This is a genomic window from Embleya sp. NBC_00896 (assembly GCF_045207785.1).
Taxonomy (GTDB): Bacteria; Actinomycetota; Actinomycetes; order Streptomycetales; family Streptomycetaceae; genus Embleya.
Genome location: NZ_CP108777.1, coordinates 3,068,575 through 3,086,322 on the forward strand (window position 1 = coordinate 3,068,575; position 17,748 = coordinate 3,086,322).

General features: G+C 69.1%; 14 protein-coding genes and 1 pseudogene. 12 read left to right on the forward strand and 3 right to left on the reverse strand.

The genetic code is table 11. The annotated features are described in order from the left end of the window. Positions 1–45 precede the first annotated feature (45 nt). Positions 46–549, forward strand: a complete 504-nt coding sequence (locus OG928_RS47110; RefSeq protein WP_331768169.1) for a hypothetical protein — start codon at positions 46–48, stop codon at positions 547–549. Between the two features lie 234 nt (positions 550–783). Here OG928_RS47110 and OG928_RS47115 read toward each other — a convergent pair. Further along, positions 784–924: pseudogene (locus tag OG928_RS47115) on the reverse strand (chaplin family protein); the annotation flags it as partial. 285 nt (positions 925–1,209) lie between these two features. On the opposite strand from OG928_RS47115, the gene OG928_RS47120 reads away from it, so the two are divergent. The 6 genes from OG928_RS47120 to OG928_RS47145 all read left to right on the forward strand — a co-directional run bounded on the left by OG928_RS47120 (position 1,210) and on the right by OG928_RS47145 (position 10,140). Next, the gene (locus OG928_RS47120) at positions 1,210–3,444 is read left to right on the forward strand and encodes a beta-propeller fold lactonase family protein (protein WP_331768170.1); all 2,235 of its coding nucleotides are present in this window, start codon (positions 1,210–1,212) and stop codon (positions 3,442–3,444) included. A gap of 156 nt (positions 3,445–3,600) precedes the next feature. Next, a complete protein-coding gene (locus OG928_RS47125; protein WP_331768171.1) occupies positions 3,601–5,031 on the forward strand; it encodes an ATP-dependent helicase in 1,431 nt (476 codons plus the stop codon). A gap of 223 nt (positions 5,032–5,254) precedes the next feature. Continuing rightward, entirely contained in the window at positions 5,255–5,845 is a 591-nt protein-coding gene (locus OG928_RS47130; RefSeq protein WP_331768172.1) for a hypothetical protein, read from the forward strand. Positions 5,846–6,266: 421 nt separating this feature from the next. Beyond that, on the forward strand, positions 6,267–7,181 hold the full coding sequence (locus OG928_RS47135; RefSeq protein ID WP_331768173.1) for a hypothetical protein: 915 nt from the start codon (positions 6,267–6,269) through the stop codon (positions 7,179–7,181). 829 nt (positions 7,182–8,010) lie between these two features. Further along, positions 8,011–8,628 (forward strand): GNAT family N-acetyltransferase, encoded by a 618-nt coding sequence (locus tag OG928_RS47140; protein WP_331768174.1) that lies wholly within the window; start codon positions 8,011–8,013, stop codon positions 8,626–8,628. Positions 8,629–8,733: 105 nt separating this feature from the next. Further along, positions 8,734–10,140, forward strand: coding sequence for an HNH endonuclease (locus OG928_RS47145; protein WP_331768175.1), 1,407 nt, complete (start codon positions 8,734–8,736; stop codon positions 10,138–10,140). A gap of 226 nt (positions 10,141–10,366) precedes the next feature. On the opposite strand, the gene OG928_RS47150 is transcribed toward OG928_RS47145, so the two are convergent. Then, entirely contained in the window at positions 10,367–11,497 is a 1,131-nt protein-coding gene (locus tag OG928_RS47150; RefSeq protein ID WP_331768176.1) for a methyltransferase domain-containing protein, read from the reverse strand. Continuing rightward, the gene (locus OG928_RS47155) at positions 11,494–11,616 is read right to left on the reverse strand and encodes a hypothetical protein (RefSeq protein ID WP_331767677.1); all 123 of its coding nucleotides are present in this window, start codon (positions 11,614–11,616) and stop codon (positions 11,494–11,496) included. Before OG928_RS47155 ends, OG928_RS47150 begins: the two co-directional genes overlap by 4 nt. Positions 11,617–12,402: 786 nt before the next feature. On the opposite strand from OG928_RS47155, the gene OG928_RS47160 reads away from it, so the two are divergent. From OG928_RS47160 to OG928_RS47180, 5 genes are all read left to right on the forward strand, one after another. Beyond that, positions 12,403–13,722, forward strand: coding sequence for a hypothetical protein (locus tag OG928_RS47160; protein ID WP_331768177.1), 1,320 nt, complete (start codon positions 12,403–12,405; stop codon positions 13,720–13,722). 159 nt (positions 13,723–13,881) lie between these two features. Then, complete coding sequence (locus tag OG928_RS47165; RefSeq protein ID WP_331768178.1) at positions 13,882–14,724, forward strand: hypothetical protein; 843 nt, start codon at positions 13,882–13,884, stop codon at positions 14,722–14,724. A 33-nt stretch (positions 14,725–14,757) separates the two neighbouring features. Further along, positions 14,758–15,699, forward strand: coding sequence for an ABC-three component system protein (locus OG928_RS47170; protein ID WP_331768179.1), 942 nt, complete (start codon positions 14,758–14,760; stop codon positions 15,697–15,699). After that, entirely contained in the window at positions 15,696–15,962 is a 267-nt protein-coding gene (locus OG928_RS47175) for an ABC-three component system middle component 6 (RefSeq protein WP_331768180.1), read from the forward strand. Before OG928_RS47170 ends, OG928_RS47175 begins: the two co-directional genes overlap by 4 nt. Continuing rightward, positions 15,940–17,682, forward strand: coding sequence for an ABC-three component system protein (locus tag OG928_RS47180; protein ID WP_331768181.1), 1,743 nt, complete (start codon positions 15,940–15,942; stop codon positions 17,680–17,682). The genes OG928_RS47175 and OG928_RS47180 overlap by 23 nt, the downstream gene beginning before the upstream one ends. Positions 17,683–17,748: the final 66 nt, after the last annotated feature.

Consider the following 17,748-nt stretch of genomic DNA (forward strand, 5'->3'; position numbering starts at 1 on the left):
CCCAGAACGTGTCCGCGATTCTCCCAGACGAAGAAGGAGGGCATCGTGTCGTTGTCCGCGACCGATCTCGCCAGGCCTGGAAACACGATCACGATCCGTTCGACGTTCTTTCAGAACATCTTCCTGCGCATGGACGGCACCGGGGTGACCGCCTTCGCCGACAACGGCGGCGGGAAGGTCAACTGCCAGTACGGCACCGGCCCCTGGACCACGTTCAAGGTCCACCCGGAAACCGACGGCTCGTACTCCTTCGAGTCGGCGGCTTTCCCGAACGTGTTCCTGCGCATGGACGGCACCGGCGTCCCCGCCAACCAGGCCGGGGGCGGGACGGTCAACTGCCAGTACGGCTCCCTCCCCTGGGAGAAGTTCAACGCCCGCGCCCAGGCCGACGGCTCGTTCTCCTTCGAGTCGGTGGCCTTCCCCGGAACGTTCCTGCGCCTGGTCACCGACAGCGGAGTGACGTCCGCCACCGGCCCCGGCGGAACGGTGAACGGCCAGGTCAACGCCAACGGCGGCGGACACGAGAAGTTCATCCTCGAAAAGGCCTAGCGGTCGGCCCGCCCGGAGGAATCCCGCCTCCGGGCCGGCACCGGCCGTGCCGGCCCGCCCCGTAGTCGAGGGCGAAACACGTACGGCGCCGCACCACCGGGTGCCGCGCCGTACGTTCTCGTCACACGACGCCCAGGTCGGTGCCCATCGGTTTCGCCTCGCGCAGCCTCGCACCGCGCAGGTCGGCATCGCGCGGACGCGCACGGGCGACCGCCGCCCGGGCCGCGCCCACACCCCACACACGTCGACCGGCACGTGGACCGGCACTCGGAACAGGTCCCCGCCCAGGACGCCGGGCGAGCCGACCGCGGCTTTGCCTCGGCGCGACACGGGGCCACCGTGGGGGCTGTTCCAATCGGATCTTCCCGCCCACATCACCGCAGGCCAGGCCGCCTGTATGCACCCCCGGACGGCGGAGACCGGTACCCGTTTTTCGGCGTTGGTTCGAGGATGTGCCGGTTCGGGTCTTCCGGGGTGCTCGGGGCTGTCATGCTGGGCGGGTCGAGGGGGCCAATGTCGTTGGCCGCCAGGGATGTTCGCTCCGTCGCGGGTACGTCCCGGTGGCGGTGACCGGGGGGTCTGCGTCCATGCGGCGTCCTCGAGGTCGCCCCTCCGACACCCTGACGCGGGGTGAACCTCGAGGAAGGGACAGGACACCCGATGTCCTCACGCTCCGCGTTACGTCCGTCGCGTCTGCGGCGTAGGTTCTCCGCGTTGGTCGCCGCCGGCGCGCTCGCGACGACCGGGCTGGTCACGCTGGCCGCCCCCGCCGCGCAGGCGCTGCCGCCCGTCCCGGTGGCATACGTCGCCGACCTGTTCGGCAACACGGTCACCGCGCTCGACACCGCCACCAACACGGTGGTCGCGACCGTCCCCGTCGGTTCCTCCCCGCTCGGTGTGGTGGTGTCCCCGGACGGGGCGTCCGTCTACGCGGCCAACAACGGCTCCAATTCGGTGTCGGTGATCGACACCGCGACCAACACCGTCACCGCGACCATCGCGGTGGGCGCCGGCCCCATCAAGCTCGTGGTGTCCCCGGACGGCGGCACCCTCTACACCGCCGACTCGAACGCCAACACCGTCTCGGTCGTCGACACCGCCACCGCGACGGTCACCGCGACCGTCCCGGTCGGCGCCCTCCCATTCGGTGTCGCGCTCACCCCGGACGGCGCCCGCGCCTACGTCTCCAACAACGACGGCAACACCGTCTCGGTGATCGACAACGCCACCCACACGGTCGTCGCCACCGTCGGCGTCGGCCAGAAACCGAACGTCATCAAGGTGACCCCGGACGGGACCCGCGCGTACGTGGGCAACCAGAACTCGCACACCGTCTCGGTGATCGACACCGCCACCAACACCGTGACCGCCACCGTCCCCGTCGGGATCGGCCCGTTCGGCCTCTCCCTGTCCCCGGACGGCACCCGCGCCTGGGTCAGCAACAACAGCGCGAGTTCGGTGTCGGTGATCGACACCGCCACCAACACCGTCGTCGCCACCGTCGGCGTCGGCAACGGCCCGTTCGAGTCCGCGGTCACCCCCGACGGCGCCTTCGTCTACGTGCCCAACGGCTACGCCGGCACCGTCTCGGTGATCGACACCGCCACCAACACCGTCACCGCGACCCTCCCGCTCGGCACGTTCCCGTACGCGATCGCGTTCGCCCCCGGCAGTGTCGCGCCGCCGGCGCCGGTCGTCACCGGCATCAGCCCCACCACGGGCCCGACCGCGGGCGGCACCGTCGTCACCATCACCGGCACCGACCTGAACGGCGCCACCGGCATCACCTTCGGGCCCGGCAACGCGGCCACCGGCGTGACGTGTTCGGCAACGTCCTGCACCGCCGCCTCGCCCGCGCACGCCGTGGGAGTCGTCGACGTCCAGGTCACCACCCCGGCCGGCACCAGCGCCACCGGCGCCGCGGACCGGTTCACCTACCTGGCCCCGAACGCCGACCTGGCCTCCGCCGTCGCCGACTCGGCCGATCCGGTCGCGCTCGGCGACACGGTCACCTACACCCAGACCGTCACCAACAACGGCCCGGCCACCGCCACCTCGACGACGTCGGCGCTGACGCTGTCCGGTGTCGCGCGCAGCATCGTCTCGGCAAGCACCTCGCAGGGCTCGTGCACGATCAGCGCCCCGACCGTGAACTGCACCCTCGCCACCTTGACCAACGCCGCGTCCGCGACCATCACCGTGGTCGTCGAACCGCAGGCCACCGGCACGCTGACCGCCACCGGCACCACCACCTCAGCCGTCGCCGACTCCACCCCGGGCAACAACACCGCCGTGGAGAACACCACCGTCGACAACGGGCACGGCTGCACCGTCACCGGCACGGCCGGCAACGACACTTTGAACGGGACCAACGGCAACGACGTCATCTGCGGCCTCGGCGGCAACGACACCATCAACGGCGGAAACGGCAACGACACGCTGTACGGAGGCACCGGCAACGACGACCTCAACGGCGGCAACAACACCGACCTCATCCACGCCGGGCCCGGGAACGACGTCGTCGACGGCGGCAACGGCGACGACACGCTGTACGGGGGTGACGGCGACGACGTCATGGGCGGCGGCAACGGTGCCGACTACCTCTACGGCGAGGCCGGAAACGACACCAACTACGGGGAGACGCTGCTGGGTTCGCTGCTGTACCTGTTCGACAACGGCGACGACTACATCTACGGCGGCCCGGGCAACGACGACCTGGACGGCCAGAACGGCAACGACACCCTCGTCGACACCTCCGGCACCGACACCATGAGCGGCAACCTCGGCAACGACACCATCAACGTCCAGGACGGCGCCGGCGGAGACACCGCCAACGGCGGCCTGGGCTCCGACACCTGCACCGCCGACGCCGGAGACACCACCACCAGCTGCTGACCGAAGCACCGGGCGAACCGGGGCCGGGCGGAACACCAACCGCCCGGCCACCGACCATCCCCGACCGCACGCCGGAAACCGCGGGAACGCGTCCGTCACGAGCGACGCGACGCACACCGCCAGAGCCGCCGCCCAGGCCGGGGACCGCCGGGGCCGGTGGACACGGACGACACGAGCACCGCAAGACTCTGGAAGGACGCCGCATATGGAGCCGGCGTCGCGCCCGACACCAACGAGTTCATGAAGATCCGTCGCCTGTCCGCCGCAGGCGAATCCCTCGAGGAATCACCTCCGCAATACCTTGAGGCCGTGCGGCTGTACGAACAGGCGCTGATCGACAACGACGTCATCGACTTCGAGGCCATGGCGACTCGCGCCCTCGCCGTGCTGCGCTCCAGCGCCCCGACCCGGAGCACGCTCGCGGCCCGCTTTCCGCACGTGCTGGTCGACGAGTACCAGGACCTGGGACCGGTCCTCCACGCCCTCGTCGGCGAACTCCTGAGCGCCGGAGTGGGCATCACCGCCGTGGGAGACCCCTACCAGACCCTCTACGGCTTCCAAGGAGCCGACAAGCGCTACTTCCGCCGACTCCGCGACCGCGACGACTTCACCACGATCCGCCTTCGCGTGAACTTCCGCAGCGGCAGCACCCTCGTCGCCGCCGCCGACCGCACCCTGGGCCGCGACCGAGGCCACCGAGCCGCCGGAGACGGGGAAGGCAGCATCACCGTCGAACACGTTCAAGGCGGCAACGACGACCACGCCCACACCGCCGCCCGCTACGTCGCCGACCGCATCGCCACCGGGACACCGGCCGAGGACATCGCCGTTCTCCACCGAGGCGGCGCGGCCTTCCCACCCCGAATGAAAGACGCGTTCGAACAAGCCGGCATCGCCTACGACACCTCCATCGCGCGCCGCATCCCCAGGGGACCCCTCGCCGACTTCGTGGCGGCCTGCGCGGCCCTACGAATCACCAACCCACAACCCACCGAACCGCAGAACCGATCCACGGCCGGGGCCCCGACACTCGGCGCACTCGCCCGCGACTGGAACCGCAAACGCGCTGCAGCCGGCCACAGCCTCGCCACAGACGACCCCCGCGCCACCGCCCGGCTCCTCTTGAACGTCATCGACGCACCCCATCGCGAAGGAGCCGAGGACGACGCCACCGCGTTCGTCACAACCCTCGCGTCCGCCATCGAACTCGAACGCATGGCCGCCGACAGCCCCGACCAACGCGACCAAGACATCGTCACCCTGCTCCGGGACGCATGCGGCGAAGGCATCACCATGGCCGAAATGGCGGGCGGACGCATTCCCGGCCGCGTCACCTTCACCACCTACCACGGCGCCAAGGGACGCGAGTTCACCCTCGTCGTCCTACCCTGCCTGATCGACGGGATCGTCCCCAGCTACTCCGCCGACAAGAGCCCGCGCGCCCTCGAAGCAGACCGCCAAATGTTCTACGTCACCCGAGCCCGCCAAGAGATGATCCTCCTCACGGGAGACCACTACACCGACAACTACAACCGTCGATGGAACACCCGCCGCAGCCGCTTCGTGGACGACATGCTCTCCGAATGAGACTTTCGACCACACGACATCCTCGCCCGGGTGCTGTCCACCGCGAAGTCGTCGACCGCTGGCCCCGCCTGCTGTAGTTCCGCCAGACCACTCATGGTGGGGCCGTTGAACCCAACGCTCCCAATCGTGCTGGTGCGGGCATTTCGACCCGCCCGGGGGCCCTGGGACGACAGCATGAAGCCCGGGGCCGCCGCACCGGCTCCGGGCCACATGAGAGGAAAGCATGAGCATCACCTACAGCTCCATCGCCGACGACCACCCGATGTTCTCCGCCGAGGCGTACGCCGCCGTCGAGGCCGCAGCCGAGGGCCTCCCCGCCCTGTACGTGCCGAGCGTCCTGGAGCACGCCGCCGAGTTGCTCACCAGCCTGTGGGCCATCGGCGATCGCCACTCCGTGCCGCCCGCCCAGTGGAGCTGGACGGGGAACATGGCTGAAGGCGTGCTCGACCTCGCCGCCTGCCCGTACGAGCGCGACTTGGAGACCGAGCGCACCGACGCGGAGGTCACCTCCCTGACGGGCTTCCTGTTCGGGGCTCTGGTCTCCGAGGAGATCGGCCTCAGGGCCCAGCTCGGCGCACGCCGCGACCATGTCGTCGTAAACCGCGGCCCCGCCACCCCGCGAGGTGGACGGAGCGGCGACTCCGACGTCCTCGTCGCCATCTCGTACGACCGCGGTTGGTACTTCGCCTTCAGTGACACGCACTTCCGCCGTATGCCGGTCATGGCCCCGTCCTCCCCCGCCGGCGCCCACCAGGTCGCCGAGGCCATCCGGGCCTTCGTTCACGGAAAGCTCGGCGACACCTTCCACCGCTGAACGTCCACTCTGCGCACGACAGCCCTAGCCTCAACAGGCCGCGTCAGAGATCCGCGCGGGAGCGAAGCATGTGCCGTAGTGGGGTCAGTCGAAGGGTGGGACCAAGCGCAACACCGTGACGCAGGACCCCGGTGACCCCGAACGACAGCTCTGACTCATCAAGGATTCGCTCGGTGCGGACGGTTCTCAACCCGGAGGCTTCTCGAGGACGGGCGCGAGCAACCCGGGCCTCGCGGCGACGAGCGCTCGTCGCCGTCGACGCGTATCTGTTCACGGACCCTCGGCCGCAACCCGATCCGCCCACCAGATAGGGCTGTTCGCCCATTCGGCGCTCTGCGGCGGAGTGGTTCGTCGTCGGCGTCTCTCGATGGGTGTCGAATATCGGGTCCCACCGCCGCCCCAGCGGTCCTAGGGTCCTGCCATGCATGCCGATCAACTCAAGCTCTCCTCCCGGAAGTGGATGACCGCGGCGCTCACAGCGTTCTCGCAGGGCCCCGAGTCGTACGACTTCGCCGTCCATCACGCCGGGATCGCCGCCGAGCACCTTCTCAAAGCGTTCCTGGCGACGCTGCACCCGGCACTCATAGTCGAGGCCAGGGACTTCGACTCACTCCTTCACGCCACCGGCCACGGCGCGCACGCGTCCGCACCCGAGAGCCGCGCGAAGACAATCGGCCTCGTGGAAGCCCATGCACGAGTCCACAAGATCCTGCGCAATCAGATTCCGATCGACCAACGGGCCCTCGCGCCGGTGGCGAACGCACGCAACGGTGTCGCGCACAGCGGCATCCACGAGCTCGCCGAGGTCCAGGCCGTCTTCACCACATGCCTGAGGCTGATCGACCCGCTGCTCACAGAACTGGGCATCACCCCGGAGACCTACTGGGGCCGATACACGTCGCTGCACGACAGGCTGATCGAGGAACGTGTCAAAGCCGCCCGCGTTCGGCTGGAGGCCCGACTCGCCCGCGCGCGGGCCGCCTTCGAGCAGCGCTACGGTCAACTGACGTCCAAAGAGCGAGAGATCGTGCTCGCCACGGTCACCGGCCGGCCGCTGCGGTACATGGACCATGACCAGGCGAGGTCCTGCCCTGCCTGTGGTTCGAAGGGCTGGCTCATGGGCGATACCCGCATCGACGCGACGAACGAGCCCGTCGTGGTGTTCACCCCCTACATCTTCGCCTGTTCCGCATGCGACCTCGATGTCGAGAGCGAGGAGTTCTGGGAATTGGGAGACCTCAGCGACGAAATCGTCCTCGACGAGTCACCGGAGAATTTCTACGCGGACTGGGAACCGGATTTAGACCTCATTCCGAACGAGGACGAGACCGAGTGAATTGCGCAGGTCCCCAGTGCCGCGAGGACGCGCGCTGTACGGGTCCGGTGCCGCGGCCCGCGCCGTCACTGACGCCGCGGGCAGATCCCCCGGCACTACACAGCGGTTGCACGGAGCCGGGACGCCGATACACGGTCTGGCAGCTACGCCGAAGGACCGGCGGACTCAACGGAGTGTCCCGGTCCCGGCAGTCGACGGGAAAGAACCGCCGCCGGCCCCGAGGCCCGACCGGTGCGGAACGCCGACGGCTTCTCGGTGCCTCAACGCCCCAGGCGCGCGGCGACCTTCTCGGGCCGAGTGGTCAAGCCCCGTTTCGACGCCCCGTTCCACACTCGGTGGTCGGTGTTCTTCGACTGCCTGGACGCTCCCTGGCCGTCTCGGCCGCAGACGCTCGCCAATAGCGTCGGTGGCCGGTACAACCCGACGTTCCGGCTGCCGCGGGCACGTATCCGGTTCGACGCCGTCGACGAAGCCGAACCCGGCCCGCAGTCTGTGAGCGATTCTCATGGGCCGCTGAGGGCTGAGCCCGCGAGTGCTCGTGGTCCGCCCGCGACGACGTCCGAAGCGAAAGCGACGACGGGGTGTTCCTCCCAGACGGCCGGGCCGCTGCCGCTGCCGCTGCCGTTGTCTGTCGTCGACGAGGTCTGCCAGGGGCGGCGGGCCGGTTCCATGCCGAGGGCGGTCCGCGGGCCCGTCCCGATCGGCGCGCGGGAGAGCCACGACGAACCAGCGTGCGAGGCAACGCGACACGCGGTTTGCGCCCGGACGGCACACTGTCCACGTGAACGCCCCTCGTCCTACACCCGAAGCCCACGGCACGGTCCGGCGGATGGCCCTCGACGACGCGATACCTGTCCATGCCTGGCTGGCCGAGGACTTCGACATCGCCGACCCCAAAGCGATCGCCACGCATGCCGGCGGATCACCCCTCGCGTGGGCCTGGGTCGTCGACGACGTCCATGGCGACGGGCCGATCGGCGCGCTCCTGGCGGCCCCGCTGAGTCTTCCCGCGGCCTCGCGGCTCGCACCCCGCCGCGTCGTCCACGTCAGGGCTGTGGGAGTGCGGGGTGATCGACGCGGGCTCGGGATCGGCTCCGCCTTGATGGCGACGGCCGTCGACGTCCACCGCCGGGCGGGCTACCGGCTGATGACCGCGTTCATCGCGGCACCGCGCACGGATCTGATCGACCTCTACCGCGACCACTGGAAGTGGACCGTCCTGGACGCGTGCCCGCCGGTCGACGCGGGACCAGGGGAACCACTCGCGCTCACCGACGAAGTGCCGTCCCCGAGAATCGCCTGCCTCGGCCTTGCCGCGGACGTCGCACTCGGCCCGGACGGCTTCCTCCACAACGTGTTCACCCCCGACGACCTCGCCTCCGCCGCCCGGTGGCGTCAAAGACCGCCCGAGAACGGACGACCCGGTTCATTCTCTTTCCCAGGCTGACCACCGATCCTGCGGCCGGCCCCGGCCGAGTGCCCGCCTTCGCGGCCGGGTCGTCTCGGCGGCCACTGTCCGAGCACCACATCGCCTCACGAGAACGGAGAACCCGTGGCAGTCGGCAAGCGCTTGCGCTACGAGATATTTCGCCGCGACAACCACACCTGCCGCTACTGCGGCGCCGCTGCCCCGGACGTCCCGCTGCGCATCGACCACGTCATCCCCGTCGCGCTCGGTGGCACCGACCTCCCCGACAACCTTGTCACCGCCTGTGAGCCGTGCAACAGCGGGAAGACGTCCACCGCCCCGGGCGCGCCGCTCGTCGCCGACGTCGCCCAGGACGCGCTGCGCTGGTCGGTCGCGATGGAGCAGGCGGTCCGACTTCTCGCGGCGAAGGGAGAAGCCAGACAGGCGTACCGCGACGCCTTCCATGCGCAGTGGGCCCAGTGGAGGGGCGGCCGCAGCGACGCTCCGCTGCCCAACGACTGGAGGCAGAGCATCGAGAACTTCCGCCTGTCCGGGCTACCGGCCACCGTTTGGGCGGACATCGTCGACACCGCCATGAGCCGGGACAAGGTGCAGCCCCAGGACAAGTTCCGGTACGTGTGCGGCATCGCCTGGAAGCAGGTCCACGAACTTCAGGAAATCGCCCGAACCCTCGCGCCGAGGCAGGACCCGGGCGTGGCCGACACGGACGCGTCGACGGTGTTGACCATGGAAGACATGGAACTCCACGAGCGCCGAGTGCCGCCCATGGCGTGGTGGAGGGCGTGGCAACTCTCCAGCGGCGATGACCTGCCCGATCCGGCCGCACACGAGGTGATGTCCGACCACTGCGACCGGCTCTTCGAGGCGGGGGCCAAGCCCGCAGACGTTGCCGTCGCCGCGGTCATCGCCGGCTGGAACCAGACCGGCGAACTCGCCTGGGGACTGCCCGGCCACGACGTACAGCAATCGGCGACACCCATCCCTCGCCAACGGAACGTCGAATGCGAGGCATGCGAGGAGCACGACCCGGTGGAATGCCTGATCGAGTATCTCGCCGGAGAATGGTCCCGCGCCTGGACCCGAAGCTCCGGCAGCCGCCCGACCCTCGACCAGGACGTCGCCTTCCGCAAAGCCGCCTTCGAGATCGTCGAAGTCGACGACACCATCCGCACGGACCACCTCTTCACGGCCGCCGTCAAGGCCGGGCGCAACGAGTCCACGGACCCGACCCAGGCACTGGCGGAAGTGTGCACCACCGACTCGGAAGCGGTACACGAAAACGCCCAAGTGGAGTGGTACACGCACTGGATCAAAACAGCCGCGGATTCGCCTCCCACCGAGGGGCAGCGAGAGGCCCTTCGCAGCCAGGTCAACGCTGCGGTCGTGGCCGGATACCGACCGGAATCGATCGTCCTGGCCGCCGCCCAAGCAGGATTCGACACCAACACGAACCTCGGCGACTACCTCACCACAGTGGACGAAGTGATACGCCTCCAAGCGCTGCCCGATCCGTTCTCCACGGACGGCTGATCCGCCTGTTTCGCACTGAACCAGCTCGGAGGACACCCCGCATGCCGTGGCTCAAGACCGGAGCCGAAAAACGCAACACCCGAACCCTGCGATGCGCCAGCGACAGCGCCCCGCTGCCCACTGGGCCCACCCCCGCCGACCGCTCACCGCACTGGCGCAGGACGACAGGCCTTGACCGCCCCGGGGCCGTTCTGTCGGAACGCCGATACCCGGAGTACCCGGTTCCTCATGTCCTCCAGCGCTCCTCGGGGGAACCTGCCCAGGCCCATTGGGCGTCGGGTTCGACGGTGACGCCGAAGTCGTATGCGTGCACTTCGGCGTCGTCCTGCCAGGCGATGACCGTGGCGACCTCGTCCCAGAGCCGCCTGGGGCCACCCTGGAGGGCGTGCCCGGCACCGGGGGTGTCGTCGACCAGGGCCCAGGAGTCCTTGCCGTCGTGAAGCCACCATTTCGCGCCGCCGGCGCTCGTGGCGCGGTGAACGTCGGGCAACCTCAGAGCGAGCGCCTGGCTGTAGTTGCCGTCCGCGCTCAGCCCGGCGAGGTGCCAGTCCACAGCAGTGCTGTCGTGGTCCGGATGCGCGGTACGGATCTCCTCGAATACGTCGTGCCCATGGCTGCGTTGCCCGCGCAGGGGCATGAACGCCACGCTCTTGACGAACCGCCCGCTCGCCACGCCGTGCTCGCCGACGACCAGGCGCAGCAGGCTCCCGGATCCGAACGGCGGGGAGAACGGCAACACCAACACCGCGCCCGGCGCCGCGTGTTCGATCCAGGCGTGGGGGACGTGTCGGGTGACGGCGGCGGTGACGTGGACACGATCCCAGGGCCCGTCCACACGGGTGGGCGGGGCACCGTCCTCGCCGTCGCCCGCGATCACCTCGACGGCGGCCGCCCAGGGGGCCAGACGTGTGCGGGCGGCGTCGGTGAGGGCCCGGTCGATCTCGACCGTGGCCACGCGCCCGCTCGGGCCGACGCGGTGGGCCAGCAGAGCCGCGGTCCAGCCGGAACCGGTGCCCACCTCCCACACCCGCTGCCCCTGGTGGACATCGAGGGCGGTCAGGAAGTTGACGACGGCGAGACGGTCGCTGATCGAACTGGTCGCCACCTCGCCGCGCTCGGCGTCCGTGCCGTCGTCGACCTGGGTGACCACCGGCCCGCGCCCACCCACCACCGCCGACCACCCGGCGGGGTCGGTGCGCCGGTCCACGCGGGTGTAGACGTCGCCGTCGTCGCGCCAGATCACGTTGGGCGCGAACGCCTCGCGCGGCACCGCCTGCATCGCCTCCCGCACCCATGGGGCGCCGGAGAACGCGCCCGCCGCGTCGAGTTCGCGCATCGCCTCGTGGTGACCGTTCACGGCTTCTTGTGCTTGCCGCCGCCGGGCTTCTGCACGTCCGGGTTCTGCCCGTCCTGGTCCCGGGTCGGCTGCGGTTTGTCGTCCGGCTTCCCGTCGTTCGGCTTCTCGTGCTCACCCATCACGACCCCCTCGAATACCGACAGTCATCCGAGCATGGCGCGCCGGAACTTCCGAAGCAACACCCCACCGACCACAGCGCCTGTGCCAACGGTCTGTGTTCGCGCGGGTTGACGTCGCCCGGCCGAACCCTCGGCGAAACGGACACTCTTCCGGGACGCTCGAACGGCTACGGCTTGATCGACGTGGACGTACACGTCGAGATGATCGGCACGCCGTGCTCGTCGGCCCGGGAGCCCACGACTTCCCCCAAGTCCGTGGACCATGAGGGTCCGCCGGACCCCGGCGTCGGCGGTGACGGGGACGGTTTCGGGGATGCCGAACGTGTGGACCAGGCGTTCCGCCAGGACGGACGTCGCTGGACGAGTCCGACTCCCGGGTCGGCCGGGTCGTCGAGGAGGCGGTGATCTCGGCCTGGGCAATGACCGCGCTGAACGTCGCGGACGGACCGGACTGTTGCTCCACCATCAGCGGAGGCACCGGTTCGCGAGCCGCCATGTGGGGAGGGCGGGCACCTACCGCGTCGTCGCGACACTGGACGCCGAGGGCCTTTCGACGACCACCTCGGCGAACGTCGCGTCCGGTCCGCACACGACGAGCGACGGCAAGAGCGCGACAGTCGGCGTGCTGCGCCCCGACCCCCGCCCGCCCGATACCCCGGGCCGCCCGTCATTCCGCGCGACAGACGACAACTGGACGTACCCCAGCCTTTCCACATGGCGCGACGTTGCGCCCAGGAGCTCGACCATCGGCAGGCAGCGCGCCCTTAGCAGGTCTACGGTCGAGACATGCGCTCCGTTGTGCAGGCTTGGATCGACTCCATCTCCCCGGACACCCAAGGGTCCCGGGCGGCTGACACCCCCGCGTTCGAGGAATTGCGTGCCGCCATCGCCCTTGCCGCCCCACCCGAAAGGCGCGCGGATCTCTACGACGGGCAGGAGTTGCCGTCGCACGACATCCTCCTGAAGGTCATCGGCCTGTCGGAAGTGGCCACTCTGGCTGCGTCGGGGGCGGCCGTGCCCGTCGACGCGATCGCCGCCGATCTTGAGCACCTCTGCGCGGCTCCCACGCCCCAGGCACAGGATTGGATCCTCCTCGACGCGGACCTGCCGGCCGGAACGGACGTGCCGATCGGCCCCTACACGCTGCGGACACTCACCGTCGAACAGCTGCGCCGTGCGCATCCGCTGCCGTCCCTGCGTTCTCGCACACTGAACCCCGGAGAGTTGGGCGGATCCGCGTTTCTGGTCCTCCCTCGTCCCGATCGTCGCCTGGCGCGCGGGGGGTTGAGGTTGTCCTTCGACATCCGGCCGGTGCTCGAGCACGTCAAAGCGCTCGCCCCGCTGATGTTGTGGCGCGACGAACCCCTACACGCAGAGGCCATCTTCCACGTCGAACCCCGCCGATGCGTCCGCACCAACATGTTCGTGAACACCTACAACACGAGCATCAGGACCGACCACGAAGGCAACGAGGTCGGCGAAGCTCACGAGCGCGGCTATTTCAACGTCCGGGACACCGAAATCGCAGAATTCACGGCCTTCTGCGCACGCGTGTGGGACATGGTGGACGCTGTCGCGCCGGAAGACGCACAGACCACCGACGTCAAAGGGCGCAAGCGGCGATTCCGCAGGGCAATGGACCACTTGGTCCTCGCCACGGCCGGAACCCACGGCCCCGGACACGTCGACCCTCACGAGGCCGACGAACTGCTGCTGCGCTGCGTCATTGGCCTGGAGGCCATCCTCACCGGCGGCCAACAGATGAATTCACGTCCGATGAAGAACAACGGAAAGGCCCTGTGGCTCGGCGCCGCGGCCCAAAACACCACCGAGGCGACGTTCGACAAGGTCTACGGACTCCGCTGCAAGTACGCACACGGCGACGACGTCGTCGGCCTCGACGAGACCGCCGTCCTGGAAGCACGAACCCTTCTACGGGACACCATCCTGCGCTGGCTCGTGACCTCCCACGCTCTCGGCAGCGACATCGTGCCGCGACTACCCACGACGATGACCCCGGGCCCGGACCGCACAACGTTCGTCGAGACCCCTTTGCGGAACTTCTTCAATGCGACACCTCCCGCGCGACGGCCCTCGGACGCTTGACGTGCGTCATGGTGCGCCGTAGGCGTCGCCACACCGACCCGGCGCGGCATCGTGAGTTCCGGACGACGACACGCCCGGTGACCGTTTCCGGGCCGAGTACGCACAGCACCGGTATTCGGATGCGCGCGCCCGCCGTCGTGGCCTAGCGTGGCATCCGCGATGACGACAACTAAGCCCGACAACGAGGGCAAGTTCGCTTTCCTGAAACCACTGTTCGACGCGGTCGCCGCCCACCACGGCCCCCACGCCTACACTCCGCTCCCCGAGCCGGCCCCGCGCTCCAGCCTCGCGACCGACGACCGGCCCCTGGGCGGCTGGACGGCGAGCACGTTGATCCGCAACTCCTTCGCTGCGGGCCTGTCCCACGTGGACGCCCTCGCCCGGCAGATCACCGTGGCCCGCGTGATCGACCCCCACAGTCCGTGGACGCTCCTGCGCGGCGCGTTGGAGAACTTCGCCACCTCGACCTGGCTCCTCGCCGGCACGGGCCGCGACGAACGCCGCACCCGCGCCCTGGCATCGTGGGCCCAGGACATGCACAACCGCGGCCAGTACGAGGACGACACCGGCCACACCCCCACCGGCCCCAACGCCAGGACGGGCACACAGCGACGCGACGAAATCCACGCCCTCGCCACCACACTGGGCCTCTCACCGTTGCCGCGCCCCGAGGTCAGGAAGATCATCGAATCCGCCGCCTCCGAGACCGGCCTCGACCCCGCAGCGGTGCGCGCGGCCTGGCGTGTGGGCTCCGGATTCGCCCACGGCCGCCACTGGCCCCTCGTACGCGTCGGAGCCCCCGTCGGCGCGATCGCCAACAACAACGGCCACATGGTCGCCCTGGTCCTCGACGAGGAACACCTCGCCAACCTGACAAACCCCGTCCTGACCCTGCTGAACCACACCCGCATGCGCTACACCGTGCGCGCCACCAGACGACGAAACGAACCCGATCCTTCGATCGCGCGAAGGACGTCCCGGTGCGTTGGCGGTGAGCGCTAGGCTTGCGGCCGAGCGGCAAGGGGGGCGGCGCTTGTGAAGTTCGAACAGCGCATGTACGCGCGTATCCGGTTTCTGGACGTGTTGTACGACCTGTACGAGGCCGCGTTCGAGGACTTCTTCCACAAGTTGATGTGCGCCCGTCACCCCGACTTCCTTGACGTGCGCACCCACGGCAACATCGGCGATCAGGGCTCGGACGGCCTGTCCCTGCACTCGCGCAAGCTCTACGCCTGCTACGCGCCCCAGACCCCGGACGCCTCGAAGGTCCAGGCCAAGCTCGCCTCCGACCTGAAGAAGGCGAAGGACAAACGCGGGGGTCAGTTCGACACGTTCGTGTTCGTCCACAACGACCGCCGCGGAATGCACCCGGAGATCGCCGGCGCGCTCGCGAAGGCCACAGTCGACCACCGACCCCTGCGTTTCGAACAGATGGGCAGCCGCCGTCTGTGGCAGGAGTGCCTCGGCCTGGACCAAGTCCTGGCCGAGGACGTCCTGGGCTGCGAGATCCCCATCAAGGACCTCGTCTACGGCGTCGGGCTGGAAGACCTCGCCCCACTCCTCAAGCATCTGCAGGAGCTGCGCACTCCGGCGGACCCGTTCATGGACCTGCCGGATGTGCCTCAGGACAAGCTCGACTTCAACGCGCTTCACGGCGAGGCCCGCGAGGACCTCCAACGCGGCATGCGCCACAGCCACCTCGTCGACGCCTTCTACGACGGCGGCATGCTCGCCGTCGAACACGACGAGGTCGCCCGCGGCTTCCGCCTGTACTACGAACAGGTACGCGCCGAGTGGGACGACCCCGAGGACGTCCTGTGGCAACTGGAGATGTACGTCCTGGGCAACGGCCAACAACCCCGCCGGGTCCAACGCAACGCACGCGTCGTCCTGGCGCACTTCTTCGAACGCTGCGACATCTTCGACGCCCCACCTCCCGACTGGCACCCGGACACACCCCTGCGGGTACCGGCGTGATCACTCCCACCAAGGGCATCGCCCCCGACCGCTGCCTCCTGGCCGTCGGCGCACAGATCATCCTCCAACTGGACGAACCCCGCTCCATCAGCCAGGCATGGTCCCGACTGAAGGCATGGCGCACCGAACACGGTCACCACTCCCCGGTATCGTTCGCCTGGTTCGTCCTGGCCCTGGACGTGCTCTACAGCATGGGCGCCGTGGACCTGCGCCGCGATGTCCTGGTCGCGAGGAGTGCCGATGCTCAAGCGTCTGAGCGCTGACGACCCCAGGTTCAAGACCGTCACCCTCACCGGCGGCCTGAACCTCGTCGTCGCCGACATCACCGACAACTCCACGGACACCGACAGCCGCAACAGCGCCGGCAAGTCCAGCCTGATCGAACTCGTCCACTTCCTGCTCGGCGCACGCGCCGACACCAACGCCGTGGCCATGAACAAGGCACTCCGCAACACCACCTTCCGCCTGGACATGGACTGGCCCGGCGTCGAATCCCTGAGCGTGGCCCGCCGGGGCAGCCAGCCCAAGACCGTCCGCATCGACCCCGACGTCACCGGCGCGGACAGCGACCACCTGTTCCCAAGCGAAGGCCCCACCGAGCTGGGCGTCGACGAGTGGAACCGGCTCATCGAACGCGACCTGTTCGGCCTGCGCGGCGAACACTCCGGCGTCAGCGGACGCACGATGCTCTCCTTCCTCGCCCGACGCGACTCCGCACACGGCTTCAACGAACCCATCCGCACCTTCGCCCGCCAAGCCGAAGCGGACGCCACCACCAACCTCGCCTACCTCCTGGGCCTGGACTGGCAACTCGCCGACGGCTACCGCCAACTCGCCGCCCGCCAAGCCACCCGCACCCAACTCAGCAAAGCCGTCAACGACCCCGTCTGGGGACGCATCGTCGGCTCCACCGCCGACCTCCGCGGCCAGATCACCCTCGCCCAAGCCCAGGTCGACCGACTCCGCGCCCAGATCGCCGACTTCCAGATCGTCCCGCAGTACGAGCACGTCAAGAACCAGGCCGACGAGATCGCCCGAGCCATCAAACAGCTCGCCCAGGACGACGTCATCGACCAGAACAACCTCGAGGAACTCCACAAGGCCGTCACCGAGACCGCCGACGTCGAGACCGACTACCTCGAATCCGTCTACCGCGAACTCGGCATCATCCTCAACGACCAGGTCCGCCGCCGCTTCGAAGACGTCCAAACCTTCCACCACTCCGTCGTCCGCAACCGACGCCGCTTCCTCGACGACGAAATCACCGAACTCACCCAACGCCTCGAAACACGCCGCACCGAACGCGCCCGCCTGGGCGAGGAACAAGCCCACCTGTTGCGCACCCTCAACGAAGGCGGCGCACTCGAGGCACTCACCGCCCTCCAACAGGCACTCGCCCGCGAACAAGCCACCCTCGAAGCCCTGCGCCACCGCTACGAGGCCGCCCAAACCCTCGAAGCCAGCTCACGCCAGATCACCACCAAACGACTCGAACTCGAACAGGCCGTCGCCACCGACCTCAACGAACGCGCCCAACAGACCGCCGAAGCGACCCTGCTGTTCTCCCGCTACGCCCAACGCCTGTACGGAGAGGGACGCGAGGCGTACCTGGCCATCGACGCCGGACGCAACAGCCTCAAGATCCTCCCCCGCATCCACAGCGACGACAGCCGCGGCATCGGGAACATGGTCATGTTCTGCTTCGACCTCACCCTCGCCGTCCTGGCCCACCGCCACGGACGCGCCCCAGACTTCCTCATCCACGACAGCCACCTCTTCGACGGCGTCGACGACCGCCAACTCTCCGCAGCCCTGACCCTCGCCGCCGAAGTCGCCCACGAGGAGCGCATGCAGTACATCGCCACCCTCAACACCGACGACCTCGGCAAAGCCGCCCGGCGGGGCTTCGACCCCGAGCCACACATTCGCGCGCGTTTGACCGACGCCCTCGAAACCGGCGGACTGTTCGGCTTCCGCTTTTAGGAATTGGCTGGGATAGGCGGGATCGGCGGCGCATCCCGGGTCGGCCGGCAGCCCTCGCCGCCCGAC